Genomic DNA, 13,940 nt, shown 5'->3' on the forward strand with positions numbered 1-13,940 from the left:
GTCAATTACTTGTAAACCATCTCACCTGCTGGTGCGTATTGGTTTACATCTACTGGGCTGTTCGCCTCTAGGTAGTCTTTGAGCACTTCTGCATCAACGAAGCCCGTGTTGACGTGACCTGGGTGGTCCGTCAGCTTAGGGTAGCCATCGCCCCCTGCAGCATTGTAGCTTGGTACTGTGAAGCGGTAAGTGCCGTCAAGACGCAACTGTTTACCACCGATAAACACGTTTGACACTTCACCGTTTTCCACTGTCATTGAAATGCCGGCAAACTGAGCGTAAGCGCCAGAGTCCACTGGCTTGGTCGCCACAACGTTGAGGTAATCCAACACTTCTTGGCCAGACATATCGGTGTAGGTCAAAATGTTGGCAAACGGCTGAACCGTTAGTACGTCTTTGTAGGTCACGTCACCGCCTTCAATCGAGTCACGCACGCCACCTGAGTTCATCACAGCAAAATCCGCTTTGGCACGTTGCATGTGCGAGGTCGCGATCAAACGGCCTAAGTTGGTCTGTTGGAAACGAACCACATTACGATCCCCTTCCAGCTTGCCATTGGTCTCTGCGATCTTCACATTCAACTGAGCTTGACCTTGCTCTTGGTAAGGACGCAAAAACTCGAGCAGTTCGCTGTCTTCGGCAATCTCGTCTTCGATAAAGACGCGTTTTGATTCGCCATCCACTTTGACTTTTTTCTTCAAGTTGACCGGAATCAGGTCGTAGCTCACCATCTGCAGTTCACCGTTACGGAACTCATAGTCCGCGCGACCGACGTATTTGCCCCACTCGTGCGCTTGGACAATGTAGGTGCCATTTTGCATGTCCGGTTTACACTCATCGGATGGCGCGAAGTTTTTCTTCACGACATTTGGCGCTTCCATACAGACTGGCTCTTGGGAGTGACCACCCACAATCATATCCAGAGAACCTTCATCTAGGTAACGAGCCAAAGCCACATCACCCGGTGCGTTCACGCCACGCTTACCATCTTCGTAGTGGCCCATGTGAGTCACAGCGAAAATCAGATCTGGCTTTTCCGTTTCTTGTAGCTCAGCGATCAGCTTCTTCGCTTCTTCTTTCGGGTCGCGGAAATCGATGCCAGCAATAAACTCTGGGTTACCGATTTTCGCCGTATCTTCGGTAGTTAAACCGATGACGGCAATCTTAATACCTTGCTTATTGAACATCTGGTATGCCTGGAACATACGCTCGCCCGTAGCTTTGTCGTAGATGTTAGCGGACAGCATTGGGAAGTTGGCCCACTCTTTTTGCTTGAACAACACCTCAAGTGGGTTATCAAACTCGTGGTTACCAAGCGCCATCGCATCATAGCCGATTTTGCTCATGCCTTTGAAATCGGGCTCCGCGTCTTGCAAGTCAGATTCTGGCACGCCAGTGTTGATGTCACCACCAGACAACAGCAGCACGCTGCCGCCTTGTGCAGTGATATCAGCACGCAACTCATCGATCAGAGTTTTACGCGCGGCCATCCCATACTCGCCGTATTTGTTCTGCCAAAAACGACCGTGGTGGTCATTGGTGTGAAGGACGGTGAGCTTGTACGTTGTGTCTGCTTCCCACTCGTGCTGCGGTGCGGTGGCACAGCCAGCCAGAGTTGCCAGAATTGCTGCGCTTATAGCGCTTTTTACGATCAGGCGTTGCTTCATTGTCATACCTTTTGAACTTGGGGGTTTCCACTGCCGAAATTACTGTGCTCTCAACGAGTTAAACGGAGTCAAAAAACGGCTCTGAGAACAGTAAAACTTGAACTAGTTTAAATTAAGGGTTCTTGCGCAACAGTCTGTTTTCATATTTATGATGTATCGATCACTTTATTTCGCTTGAAAGGATGAAACAAACCACAGAGTTTTCATTGGCCGCATCAAGCGATCACAGGCAAACGTTTAGCTTATTGATGGTCTCCCAAGCTTGATTTTGCGACAGAGAGCGTTTAACCAACAGTTTTGCACCCATTGTCCAACGTTCACCGCCTATAAACGAAAAAAGCCAGCAAATGCTGGCTTAATCGATGTTTTTCGCGACAGACTATTTAATGTCGATCGGAGCAAAACCCTTAATCAAATCATCAAGGGCTTTCATTTGCGCCAAGAAAGGCTCCAGTTTATCTAGCGGCAGCGCAGAAGGACCGTCGCAACGCGCCTTATCTGGATCAGGGTGAGCCTCGATAAACAAACCGGCGATACCGGTTGCAAGGCCGGCTTTCGCAAGCTCGACCGTTTGCTCACGACGACCACCAGATGCCGCGCCAGACGGGTCACGCATCTGTAATGAATGGGTCACATCGAAAATAATCGGGCTACCATTGGAGGCTTTTTTCATAACGCCAAAGCCCAACATATCCACCACCAAGTTGTCGTAGCCGTGGCAAGAACCGCGCTCACACAAAATCACCTGCTCATTGCCACACTCAGCAAATTTCTCGACGATATTGCCCACTTGACCTGGACTCATAAATTGCGGTTTCTTGACATTGATTACGGCGCCCGTTTTCGCCATCGCTTGCACGAGATCGGTTTGACGCGCAAGAAACGCAGGCAACTGAATAACATCAACCACATCGGCAACAGGCTGAGCTTGCGCTTCAGTGTGGACATCCGTGATGATTTTTACGCCAAATGTCTCTTTGAGCTCTTGGAAAATCTTCATGCCCTCTTCTAGGCCTGGCCCACGGTAAGAGTGTACCGAGCTGCGGTTGGCCTTATCGAAAGAGGCTTTAAATACGTAAGGAATACCAAGTTTGTCAGTGACCTTCACGTAGTGCTCACAAATTTGCATCGCAAGATCGCGCGACTCGAGCACATTCATGCCCGCAAATAGGGTAAACGGCTTGTCGTTGGCAACGGGGATATCGCCAACCTGAACGATTTTCTGTTCCATTTTGTTCTCTCTTTATTTAGTCACTGCGCTTAACAACCACAGTGGTTTGTGTGCGTTGGCGGCAAACACCGCCTAGCGCTAGTGTAAAGTGACGCGCGTATCGCTCATCGCGTTGACTTGGCTCTTGAGCAGTTCAGACGCCGGGTCATCAGGGCATTGGTCAATAAAATACTGATAATCATTGAGTGCAATTTGATGACAATCAAGCTGCTGATAGATAAAACCACGGTCGCGGATTTCATAAGGGTCATCCGGGACAAACGTCAGCGCCAAGTCGGTACATTTTAACGCTAAAGTGTAGCGCTCTTCACGCAGCAGCGCCGATTTAATCAATGCTAGCCAGCGACCAATCACGGTTGGATTGTCCGCTTCTTTAAGGTGTTCAGATTTGAGTGTCGCCAACGGACCGCTGTGCCCTATCAACCAAGCGCCCAACGTGTGCTCACACACGTACTCGCCATTAAAAGGATTGATGTAACGCGCCGGCTCACCGAACCACTCCAGTTTGAGCAAAAACTGGGTAGGAAACGTGACGGCCTTAAGAGGAAAGTCCAGTTGACGGCCAAGATAAAGCAGCAGCGAGCCTAAACTCACCGGAATCCCCTTGCGCCGCTTTAGCACTTTATCGACAAAAGCATTAGCGGAGTCGAAGTAGGCATCTTGATCGCCGCGAAATCCCCACTCATGGTAGAAAAGTCGCAATAGCGCATCAAAACGTTGCTTCTCATCATACTCGTGGCTTAGCGCCAGCTCAGCTTCTTTAACCAAACGAAGTAATTCTGCCTCTGCCCACGCCACTTGAGTGTCTGAATTGATGGCCTTATTCAATGCCAAAGCGCCTTCTACCAGCTCCATTGCATCAAAATCTTCGTCAAATAACTCCAGCATATCTCGCCTAACCACCTGCTTTGTTGTCTATCTTAGTGTTTTTCTCGTTCTGGTTGATTAACCAAAAAACATCGGCGTTTTGGTGACGGCGACTTTGCCCGCCATCGCCAACCACCCGAGCGCGCCCAAAAAGGAGAACGTGCGCAGCAGTTTGTTTCGGCCCAGTTTCAAGGCGAAAAAACCAAGGGCAATGTACGCCAGCACGCAGGTTAACTTTTCTGTTAACCATGGGGCCGCTGGTGTGAACGGAATGAAGCCCGTGATGACAATCAGATAAATACCTGACAACAGCAAGAAGGTGTCATTAATGTGAGGAAACACTTTGAGAAACTTGTTCTCGAGTAGCTTTGAGTTGGCCATCATCAGTGCAAATCGTACCGAAAGCAGCGTGGCGCTGATGGCAATGGTCAATAGGTGAAAATGCTTTAATCCTTCGTACATGTTCTCTTCTCTATTTTTTATCTCTATGAGTCAGCAACGTGGCAACCTATGGTTACTCGATCGTTACCGCCGTAATCCTTGAGGGTGTCGATTTGGCGATAGCCATTGGCTTGCAGAATCTCTCGCACCGCCTTACCTTGCTCAAACCCATGCTCAAACATCAACCAGCCATTCGACAGCAAATACTCGCGTGCCGCTCTCGCGATCCATTTGATGTCTGCGAGGCCTTCATCCTCAGCCACTAGCGCACTCAAAGGCTCAAACCGCACATCACCTTGCGTCAAATGTGGGTCACTCTCTTCGATATAAGGAGGATTAGACACAATCAAAGCAAACTGCGTACCAGCTTCAATAGGTTCGAACCAACTACCCGCTAAGAACGCAGCATTGGTGATGCCAAGACGCTCTGCGTTGCGAGTGGCTAAGTCGCGTGCGTCATCCTTGAGGTCAACCCCGATTACCTTACGCTGAGGGCACTCACTGGCTAGCGCCAAGGCAATGGCGCCCGTTCCTGTGCCCAAATCCAGAATCGGCCCTTCAATGTCTGGCGCTTTATCGAGCGCAATTTCGACTAAACGCTCAGTATCAGGCCGTGGGATCAAGGTCGATGGCGACACCAGTAGTGGCAGAGACCAAAACTCTCTTTCACCCAAAATATACGCCACAGGCTCTCCCGCGCAGCGGCGCACTAATAGTGCATCTAAAGCGGCAAGCTGCGCGTCGTCGAGTGTTTTTTCTGGCCAAGTGAACAAAAAGGAACGCGGTTTCTCCAACGCGTGGCAAAGCAGTACCGCCGCATCAAGCGCTGGCGACTCACTGCCGCTTTGCTCAAGTTGCTGAGTCGCTCGCGCAAGCGCTTGTTCCACCGTGGTGATCGTCATATCAAGCTCATCTCCATTCCGTAGTAACGGAATGCCATTAATGGTTTTCAGCTAATGCGGCTAACTGATCCGCTTGGTGCTCTTGGATCACTGGGTCAACCAAGCTCACCAAATCCCCTTCCATCACTTCGTTCAAACGGTAAATGGTCAGGTTAATACGGTGATCAGAAACGCGGCCTTGTGGATAGTTGTAGGTACGAATGCGATCGCTTCGATCCCCTGAACCCAACAGGTTGCGACGAGTGTCTGACACTTCAGCCGCACGTTTTGCCTCTTCCGCTTGAATGATGCGCGCCGCCAACACCGCCATCGCTTTCGCTTTGTTTTTGTGTTGAGAACGCTCGTCCTGACACTCGACTACCGTGCCTGTTGGTAAGTGAGTAATACGAATCGCCGAGTCCGTGGTGTTGACGTGCTGACCACCGGCACCTGACGCTCGGAAGGTATCAATTTTCAGATCTGCCGCTTTGATTTCAGGAATCTCCGCTTCTGGAATTTCCGCCATCACCGCGACGGTACATGCTGAGGTATGCACACGACCTTGCGACTCGGTTGCCGGTACGCGCTGCACGCGATGACCGCCTGACTCAAATTTCAAGATGCCGTAAGCGCCTTCACCGCTCACTTTGGCAATCATCTCTTTGTAACCACCATGCTCGGCTTCACTGGCAGACATCACTTCGATGCGCCAGCCTTTCTTTTCAGCAAACTTACTGTACATACGGAACAGATCACCGGCAAAAATGCCCGCTTCATCGCCGCCCGCACCCGCACGAATCTCAAGGAAACAGTTGCGATCGTCATTAGGATCTTTTGGCAGCAGTAGAATCTGCAGCTCCGCTTCCAGACGCTCAATCGCGTCTTTGGCCGCTGAGATCTCTTCTTGCGCCATTTCACGCATCTCTTCGTCGTCTTCATTGGCCATATCTTGCGCCGCGACTAAGTCTTCTTGAGCTTGTTGGTAAGCTTGGAAACACTGAGTGACTTCTTCAAGTTGCGAGTACTCTTTCGACAGAGCACGGAATTTATCTTGGTTACCAATCACATCCGGATCGCCAAGTAAGTGTTGAACTTCTTCGTAACGTTCAACCAGTGTTTCTAGCTTAGTTAGAATCGAGGGTTTCATATTGTATTTCTCAAGATAGGGTAAGTGGGCACAATCAATAACGTAAGGGCACGGCAAAGTGACTCCGCTAGTTATCGTCTAGGCCTAAACTTTGTCTAATGATAGCAAGCTTTGCAGGCTCGCCCTGCTCCGCAGCACTTTGCATGGCGCGCGTCGGAGCGTGAATCAATCGGTTGGTCAATTTGTTGCTGAGTTCATGGAGCAGTTTTTCAGGATCGGCACCGGTTGCCAATGCTTGTAAGCTTTTCGCCAACAACTCTTCACGAATGGCATTCGCGCTGCGGCGATAATCGCGGATGCTATCTACCGCCTGCAACGAGCGCAGTGAAGACATAAACGCCGCGCTCTCTTCGCTGACAATCGCTTCGGCTTGAATGGCTTCCACTTTGCGCTGCTCGATGTTGCTGTCTATGATCGACTGCAAATCATCGACGGTGTAAAGGTACACATCGCTCAAATCGCCGACCTGAGATTCAACATCACGCGGTACGGCGATATCAACAAACAACATAGGACGGTGACGTCTTGCCTTGATGGCACTTTCCACCATGCCTTTGCCGATAATCGGTAGCGGGCTAGCCGTCGAGCTGATCACAATGTCAGCTCGGCCAAGATGCTCTGGAATCTCGGGCAAACTGATGATCTCAGCGCCAAACTCGCGCGCCAGTGGCAAGGCCCGCTCTCGGGTTCGGTTAGCCACGATCATCTTTTTACAGCCATTGGCAGAGAGGTGTTTAGCGACCAGTTCAATCGTCTCGCCAGCGCCCACCAACAGCACGGTGGAGGCTTCAAGCGATTCGAAAATGTGCTTCGCCAACGTACAAGCGGCGTAGGCAACCGAGACCGCTTGGCCGCCGATGTCCGTCTCTGTGCGCACGCGCTTGGCAACGGAAAAGGTTTTTTGAAACAGCTTCTCCATCGCGCTGTCCACCGAGCGGTGTTCACGCGAATCGGCATACGCTTGTTTCACCTGACCTAGAATTTGCGGCTCGCCCAAAACAAGCGAGTCTAACCCGCACGAAACACGCATCAGATGCTTGATAGCGGCCTGCTCTTCATGGATGTATAAACTGGGCTTTAACTCTTCAGGGCTGACCTGATGAAACTGAGATAACCACTCAATAAGCTTGCTTTTACCGGAGGATTTGACATCGCAGTAGACTTCCGTTCGGTTACAGGTAGAGACAATCACGCTGCCATTGACGGCGGCATTGTCGCTCAGTTGCTTGAGTGCTTCAGGCAGCTTTTCCGGTCCAAAGGCAACTTTTTCACGAAGTTCCACTGAGGCCGTGTTGTGATTGATACCTATAGCAAGCAAAGACATGTATTCGAAGGTTCTCTGAATCAGGCAGTTAACAAATGAGGACGGAATTTTACTTTATGCCCCAAGTTAATGAAAGGGCATTGAGGATATGTTTTCATGAGTTCGTGATATCAATGATATAGTGATTCCCATGGCAGCAGAAGAAACGGACAAATTATCAGCAATGACGCTCTATTTGCGACCCCTAATCCTTGCGCTTATGACGCTTGTGTTACTTAATGGCTGTGCGACGATGGAGAGCACCACCAACGTGCAGTGGCAAACTCATCAACAACAGCTTGCGGCCATCGAGCAATACCGAGCCAATGGCAAGCTGGGCTACATCGCCCCAGACCAAAGACAATCGCTCAATTTCCAGTGGCACCATGCCAGTGAATCGAATCGCCTCAGGCTGACCACCTTCCTCGGCCAAACCGTGTTACTGCTAGAAGACACGCCCACCATGGCCAAAGTGGAGACCATGGATGAGCAAACCTTTCAAGCGCCGAGTGCTCAAACTCTGATTGAACACTTAACCGGTCTGTCGATTCCCGTTGATTATCTCCATGACTGGCTATTGGGCCGCCCTACGCAAGCCGACGATTACACACTCAACCCAACTAACACGCTCGCTACCTTAACCAAAACGGTCAGCGGCCAAACCTGGCAGTTGGAATACCAACGGTATCAAGATGTGCTCGTCGCTGGGCTACCCACACCGTTACCACAACGCATTGCCCTTCGCCAAGGTGACACGACCATCAACATCATTATTTCGACTTGGACACTGAACTGATGATTACCCAAACCACCACTTGGCCCTCACCGGCCAAACTGAATCTCTTTCTCTACATCACAGGCCGACGAGCCAATGGTTACCATGAACTGCAGACGCTGTTTCAATTCCTTGAGTATGGCGATGAGCTAACCATCACCGCCAATCACAGTGGAAACATTACGCTCTCACCTGCTATCGAGGGCGTTGCGCTAGAGGACAATTTGATCTGGAAAGCGGCAATGGCACTGAAAAGTGCGAGTCAATGTCCACTCGGCGCTCATATCGAACTCAACAAAATTTTACCTATGGGCGGTGGCATTGGCGGCGGTTCCTCTAACGCCGCAACAACGCTTGTCGCGCTCAATCACTTATGGCAAACCGAACTGAGCGACGATGCTCTCGCCGAGATTGGATTGGCTCTAGGAGCAGATGTCCCAGTGTTCACCCGAGGTTTTGCCGCCTTTGCTGAGGGTGTGGGTGAGCAGCTAACGCCGGCATCGCCAGAGGAAAAGTGGTACTTAGTTATCAAACCCTCCGTAAGCATTGCGACGGTGGATATATTCACCCATCCAGATTTGTGCAGAAATTCACCAAAGCGAGCGCTGACAACCCTTCTCGCCGATCCTTACGGAAACGATTGCGAAAAAATTGTTCGAATGCTTTACCCAGAGGTTGATAAGCAACTTTCATGGCTGCTACAATATGCGCCGTCAAGATTGACTGGGACTGGATCGTGCATTTTTGCCGAATTTTCGAGCAAAAATGCGGCACAATCTGTCTTCGAAAAATTACCTGACGCCGTCTCGGCTTTTGTAGCCCAAGGGAAAAACATTTCGCCTTTACACGAGACTTTGGCTAAGTATCGCTTAGCCCACACACAATCTATCTAAAACTGGACGCAACCCTGAGGTTTCCACCGTGCCTGATATGAAGCTATTTGCTGGTAACGCTACACCTGAACTAGCCCAACGTATTGCTGATCGTCTATACATCTCCCTTGGTGACGCAACTGTTTCTCGTTTTTCTGATGGCGAAGTCGCTGTACAAATCAACGAAAACGTTCGTGGTAGCGATGTTTTCATCATCCAATCTACCTGCGCACCGACCAACGACAACCTAATGGAACTTGTAGTGATGATTGACGCAATGCGCCGCGCTTCAGCGGGCCGTATTACTGCAGTTATCCCTTATTTTGGTTACGCTCGCCAAGACCGTCGCGTACGTTCTGCTCGCGTGCCAATTACGGCAAAAGTTGTTGCTGACTTCCTGTCCAACGTCGGTGTTGACCGCGTTCTAACTATCGACCTACATGCAGAGCAAATCCAAGGCTTCTTCGATGTTCCTGTTGATAATATCTTCGGTACACCTGTACTGCTTGAAGACATGCAGGCTCGCGGCCTAGAGAACCCTGTCGTGGTTTCTCCAGACCTTGGCGGTGTTGTTCGCGCTCGCGCAACAGCAAAAGCACTGGGTGATATCGATATTGCTATCGTTGACAAGCGTCGTCCGCGTGCCAACGTCTCTGAAGTGATGAACCTGATCGGTGATGTAGAAGGTCGCGACTGCGTGATCGTCGATGACATGATCGATACAGGCGGCACACTGTGTAAAGCAGCAGAAGCGCTAAAAGAGCGCGGCGCGAAACGTGTCTTTGCTTACGCGACACACGCCGTTTTCTCTGGTAACGCAGCACAAAACATTGGTAACTCAGTGCTAGACCAAGTGATCGTTACTGACTCGATCACGCTACCTAAAGAAATGGAAGCGACCGGTAAAGTGACCTGCCTAAGCCTATCTCGCATGCTGGCTGAAGCGATTCGCCGCATCAGCAATGAAGAGTCTATCTCGGCGATGTTCAACTAATATCGCGCCTTGCTCCGATGTAAAAACACCCTACGGGGTGTTTTTTTATTGCGGCGATAAAATTGTGCTATCATACTGCGCTTTTTGAGATTGCAAGAGAGATCCTAACCTTGACTCAACCGATCAAACTTCTTGTCGGCCTAGCCAATCCTGGGCCTGAATACGCCAAAACTCGCCATAATGCAGGCGCATGGGTGGTAGAAGAACTCGCACGTATCCACACGGTCACCTTGAAGAACGAACCGAAATTCTTCGGTATGACCGGGCGCATACTGATCAATGGTCAAGATCTCCGCCTGCTGATCCCCACCACTTTTATGAATCTCTCCGGCAAAGCGGTCGCCGCTATGGCAAAGTTTTACCAAATTAAACCGGAAGAGATCATGGTGGCACACGATGAGCTCGACTTGCCACCTGGTGTAGCCAAGTTTAAAAAAGGCGGTGGACACGGTGGACACAACGGCCTGCGTGACACCATTAGCAAGCTTGGCAATAACAAAGATTTCTATCGCCTCAGGATTGGCATTGGTCACCCTGGGCACAAAGACAAAGTCGCTGGTTTTGTCCTTGGCAAAGCACCAGCAAAAGAGCAAGAACTGCTCGATGCAGCCGCCGATGAATCGGTCCGCTGTTTAGACATCCTTTTAAAAGATGGCTTAGCGAAAGCTCAAAACCGTCTACACACGTTCAAAGCTGAATAAGGTTACTATCATGGGTTTTAAATGTGGCATCGTTGGTCTCCCTAACGTAGGTAAATCAACTCTGTTTAACGCACTGACTAAAGCGGGTATTGAAGCAGCCAACTTCCCGTTCTGTACCATTGAACCAAACACAGGTGTGGTACCTGTGCCTGATCTTCGTCTCGATGCACTGGCAAAGATCGTTAACCCACAAAGAATACTTCCAACCACGATGGAGTTTGTTGATATCGCAGGCTTGGTTGCAGGCGCGTCTCGCGGTGAAGGTCTAGGAAATAAATTCCTTGCCAATATTCGTGAAACCGATGCCATTGGCCATGTGGTTCGCTGTTTTGAAAATGAAAACATCGTTCACGTTGCGGGTAAAGTGTCTCCAATCGAAGATATCGAAGTCATTAACCTTGAACTGGCGATGGCGGACTTAGACTCATGTGAGCGCGCCATTCAACGTAACGCTAAAAAAGCCAAAGGCGGCGACAAAGACGCGAAATTCGAATTGACCGTCCTAGAGAAGCTACTCCCAGTACTGACCGAAGGTGGTATGGCGCGTACCGTTGAGTTGTCGAAAGAAGAGTTGGATGCCATTGGTTACCTCAACTTCCTAACGCTCAAGCCAACCATGTATATTGCGAACGTCAACGAAGACGGATTTGAGGACAACCCGTACCTGGATGCGGTACGTGAGTACGCAGAAAAAGAAAACAACGTGGTTGTGGCCGTCTGCGCAGCGATCGAATCTGAGCTTTCTGAGCTCGACGACGAAGATCGTGAAGAGTTCTTGGCGGATATGGGCATTGAAGAACCGGGTCTAAACCGTGTTATCCGCTCTGGTTACGAGCTTTTGACCCTACACACCTACTTCACCGCAGGTGTCAAAGAGGTACGTGCTTGGACTATCCCTGTCGGTGCAACCGCCCCACAAGCAGCAGGTAAGATCCACACGGACTTTGAAAAAGGCTTTATCCGCGCAGAAGTTGTCGGCTATGACGACTACATCCAGTTCAACGGTGAAAGCGGTGCAAAAGAGGCCGGTAAGTGGCGTCTAGAAGGCAAAGACTACATCGTCAAAGATGGTGACGTTATCCACTTTCGCTTTAACGTATAAAATTGCGCAAGTGATTGACTTAAAAAGCCAGCAACTCTGCTGGCTTTGTTGTTTTCTCCCCCAGCAAGCCTAAGTTAAGTAAAGAGATTGACGCCAAAATGTTACCTGTTTTTGCCTGTTTACGCGCCTCTTTGTTTAAAAAGGAATCGAACAGCTGGTTTATCCGGATTTATTAAAAAAAACTATTGACGCCTCTGCCTCAACTTCGCATAATGCGCGCCGTTCCCGACAATAAGGCATATCGTTTTTAAACGAAGCCGAAAGGGGCACAGAGTGGCTACGTAGCTCAGCTGGTTAGAGCACATCACTCATAATGATGGGGTCACAGGTTCGAATCCCGTCGTAGCCACCATACATTTTGTTTCTAGTGATGATACATGACTGGAAACCTCTAGAGCTAACTCTAGACAGAATAATGCGGAAGTGGCGGAATTGGTAGACGCACCAGATTTAGGTTCTGGCGCCGCAAGGTGTGAGAGTTCAAGTCTCTCCTTCCGCACCATTATTCGATAGCATCGCTATCATCTGCAGGTCTATCGCCAAGCGGTAAGGCAGCGGCTTTTGATGCCGCCATTCCCTGGTTCGAATCCAGGTAGACCTGCCATTTTTACATAGCTGAGCCTTTTATTATAAAGGGCTTGTCTATCAGAGCGTGAGGGTTTATATTGTCTCGCTCACGAGTGGCTACGTAGCTCAGCTGGTTAGAGCACATCACTCATAATGATGGGGTCACAGGTTCGAATCCCGTCGTAGCCACCATTAAATCAACACTACTGATTTTTACCAATTGATCGGTTGTGTACAGAGTTCAAGACGCGGAAGTGGCGGAATTGGTAGACGCACCAGATTTAGGTTCTGGCGCCGCAAGGTGTGAGAGTTCAAGTCTCTCCTTCCGCACCATCTTGATAAACAACTCTGAATTTGATTATGCGGAAATGGCGGAATTGGTAGACGCACCAGATTTAGGTTCTGGCGCCGCAAGGTGTGAGAGTTCAAGTCTCTCTTTCCGCACCATTATTCAGATTCATTAGAATCTTGTAGGGCTATCGCCAAGCGGTAAGGCAGCGGCTTTTGATGCCGCCATTCCCTGGTTCGAATCCAGGTAGCCCTGCCATATTTTGTTTTTAGTCTCGCCAGACTGAAAACCGCTGAACTTACTCCCTGTTTGATAAGTTGAGCACTATAATTCGCGGAAGTGGCGGAATTGGTAGACGCACCAGATTTAGGTTCTGGCGCCGCAAGGTGTGAGAGTTCAAGTCTCTCCTTCCGCACCATCATTCGATAGCATCGCTATCACCTGCAGGTCTATCGCCAAGCGGTAAGGCAGCGGCTTTTGATGCCGCCATTCCCTGGTTCGAATCCAGGTAGACCTGCCATTATTTCTTGTGGTGAGTTTTCTCATTACAAGCGTCTAGAAAACCTTCTAGGCACCATTAAGTATGCGGAAGTGGCGGAATTGGTAGACGCACCAGATTTAGGTTCTGGCGCCGCAAGGTGTGAGAGTTCAAGTCTCTCCTTCCGCACCATACTTAATTCAGGTTTGGCTACGTAGCTCAGCTGGTTAGAGCACATCACTCATAATGATGGGGTCACAGGTTCGAATCCCGTCGTAGCCACCATTAAATTAACACCACTGATTTTTACCAATTGATCAGTTGTGTACAGAGTTCAAGACGCGGAAGTGGCGGAATTGGTAGACGCACCAGATTTAGGTTCTGGCGCCGCAAGGTGTGAGAGTTCAAGTCTCTCCTTCCGCACCATCTTGATAAACAACTCTGAATTTGATTATGCGGAAATGGCGGAATTGGTAGACGCACCAGATTTAGGTTCTGGCGCCGCAAGGTGTGAGAGTTCAAGTCTCTCTTTCCGCACCATTATTCAGATTCATTAGAATCTTGTAGGGCTATCGCCAAGCGGTAAGGCAGCGGCTTTTGATGCCGCCATTCCCTGGTTCGAATC

General features: G+C 49.8%; 12 protein-coding genes and 13 tRNA genes. 18 read left to right on the plus strand and 7 right to left on the minus strand.

Going from position 1 to position 13,940, the window contains the following annotated elements; all coding sequences use genetic code 11:
- Positions 1 to 5: 5 nt before the first annotated feature.
- The 7 genes from ushA to hemA all read right to left on the minus strand — a co-directional run bounded on the left by ushA (position 6) and on the right by hemA (position 7,558).
- A complete protein-coding gene (gene ushA, locus AC6R0S_RS16710) occupies positions 6 to 1,667 on the minus strand; it encodes a bifunctional UDP-sugar hydrolase/5'-nucleotidase UshA (protein ID WP_500638405.1) in 1,662 nt (553 codons plus the stop codon).
- 379 nt (positions 1,668 to 2,046) lie between these two features.
- Positions 2,047 to 2,898, minus strand: a complete 852-nt coding sequence (gene kdsA / locus AC6R0S_RS16715; RefSeq protein WP_334551169.1) for a 3-deoxy-8-phosphooctulonate synthase — start codon at positions 2,896 to 2,898, stop codon at positions 2,047 to 2,049.
- A gap of 78 nt (positions 2,899 to 2,976) precedes the next feature.
- Positions 2,977 to 3,786, minus strand: coding sequence for a SirB1 family protein (locus AC6R0S_RS16720; protein ID WP_487903621.1), 810 nt, complete (start codon positions 3,784 to 3,786; stop codon positions 2,977 to 2,979).
- Positions 3,787 to 3,843: 57 nt separating this feature from the next.
- Positions 3,844 to 4,227, minus strand: a complete 384-nt coding sequence (locus AC6R0S_RS16725) for a SirB2 family protein (RefSeq protein ID WP_500638406.1) — start codon at positions 4,225 to 4,227, stop codon at positions 3,844 to 3,846.
- 23 nt (positions 4,228 to 4,250) lie between these two features.
- Positions 4,251 to 5,108, minus strand: a complete 858-nt coding sequence (gene prmC, locus AC6R0S_RS16730; protein WP_500631843.1) for a peptide chain release factor N(5)-glutamine methyltransferase — start codon at positions 5,106 to 5,108, stop codon at positions 4,251 to 4,253.
- A gap of 37 nt (positions 5,109 to 5,145) precedes the next feature.
- A complete protein-coding gene (gene prfA / locus AC6R0S_RS16735; protein WP_334551174.1) occupies positions 5,146 to 6,234 on the minus strand; it encodes a peptide chain release factor 1 in 1,089 nt (362 codons plus the stop codon).
- Between the two features lie 67 nt (positions 6,235 to 6,301).
- Entirely contained in the window at positions 6,302 to 7,558 is a 1,257-nt protein-coding gene (gene hemA, locus AC6R0S_RS16740) for a glutamyl-tRNA reductase (RefSeq protein WP_500638407.1), read from the minus strand.
- A gap of 163 nt (positions 7,559 to 7,721) precedes the next feature.
- On the opposite strand from hemA, the gene lolB reads away from it, so the two are divergent.
- The 18 genes from lolB (at position 7,722) to AC6R0S_RS16830 (ending at position 13,855) form a co-directional block, all read left to right on the plus strand.
- Positions 7,722 to 8,333, plus strand: coding sequence for a lipoprotein insertase outer membrane protein LolB (lolB, locus tag AC6R0S_RS16745; RefSeq protein ID WP_334551489.1), 612 nt, complete (start codon positions 7,722 to 7,724; stop codon positions 8,331 to 8,333).
- On the plus strand, positions 8,333 to 9,205 hold the full coding sequence (gene ispE / locus AC6R0S_RS16750) for a 4-(cytidine 5'-diphospho)-2-C-methyl-D-erythritol kinase (protein ID WP_487903618.1): 873 nt from the start codon (positions 8,333 to 8,335) through the stop codon (positions 9,203 to 9,205). Before lolB ends, ispE begins: the two co-directional genes overlap by 1 nt.
- Positions 9,206 to 9,233: 28 nt before the next feature.
- A complete protein-coding gene (locus AC6R0S_RS16755) occupies positions 9,234 to 10,178 on the plus strand; it encodes a ribose-phosphate pyrophosphokinase (RefSeq protein ID WP_038133791.1) in 945 nt (314 codons plus the stop codon).
- Positions 10,179 to 10,288: 110 nt separating this feature from the next.
- The gene (pth, locus tag AC6R0S_RS16760; protein ID WP_334551178.1) at positions 10,289 to 10,879 is read left to right on the plus strand and encodes an aminoacyl-tRNA hydrolase; all 591 of its coding nucleotides are present in this window, start codon (positions 10,289 to 10,291) and stop codon (positions 10,877 to 10,879) included.
- Positions 10,880 to 10,889: 10 nt separating this feature from the next.
- Positions 10,890 to 11,981, plus strand: coding sequence for a redox-regulated ATPase YchF (gene ychF, locus AC6R0S_RS16765; protein WP_334551179.1), 1,092 nt, complete (start codon positions 10,890 to 10,892; stop codon positions 11,979 to 11,981).
- A gap of 275 nt (positions 11,982 to 12,256) precedes the next feature.
- Positions 12,257 to 12,333: transfer RNA gene (locus AC6R0S_RS16770), tRNA-Met, on the plus strand.
- 65 nt (positions 12,334 to 12,398) lie between these two features.
- A tRNA-Leu gene (locus AC6R0S_RS16775) sits at positions 12,399 to 12,483 on the plus strand.
- Positions 12,484 to 12,510: 27 nt separating this feature from the next.
- Positions 12,511 to 12,585, plus strand: a tRNA-Gln gene (locus AC6R0S_RS16780).
- Between the two features lie 78 nt (positions 12,586 to 12,663).
- Positions 12,664 to 12,740: transfer RNA gene (locus AC6R0S_RS16785), tRNA-Met, on the plus strand.
- Between the two features lie 56 nt (positions 12,741 to 12,796).
- Positions 12,797 to 12,881 (plus strand) — tRNA-Leu (locus tag AC6R0S_RS16790).
- Between the two features lie 29 nt (positions 12,882 to 12,910).
- Positions 12,911 to 12,995 (plus strand) — tRNA-Leu (locus AC6R0S_RS16795).
- A gap of 25 nt (positions 12,996 to 13,020) precedes the next feature.
- A tRNA-Gln gene (locus AC6R0S_RS16800) sits at positions 13,021 to 13,095 on the plus strand.
- A 75-nt stretch (positions 13,096 to 13,170) separates the two neighbouring features.
- A tRNA-Leu gene (locus AC6R0S_RS16805) sits at positions 13,171 to 13,255 on the plus strand.
- Between the two features lie 27 nt (positions 13,256 to 13,282).
- Positions 13,283 to 13,357 (plus strand) — tRNA-Gln (locus AC6R0S_RS16810).
- 65 nt (positions 13,358 to 13,422) lie between these two features.
- Positions 13,423 to 13,507 (plus strand) — tRNA-Leu (locus AC6R0S_RS16815).
- Positions 13,508 to 13,523: 16 nt separating this feature from the next.
- Positions 13,524 to 13,600 (plus strand) — tRNA-Met (locus AC6R0S_RS16820).
- Between the two features lie 56 nt (positions 13,601 to 13,656).
- A tRNA-Leu gene (locus AC6R0S_RS16825) sits at positions 13,657 to 13,741 on the plus strand.
- A 29-nt stretch (positions 13,742 to 13,770) separates the two neighbouring features.
- Positions 13,771 to 13,855 (plus strand) — tRNA-Leu (locus tag AC6R0S_RS16830).
- Positions 13,856 to 13,940 lie beyond the last annotated feature (85 nt).

The sequence above is a fragment of the Vibrio sp. R15-SG3-ISO1B genome, assembly GCF_059833835.1.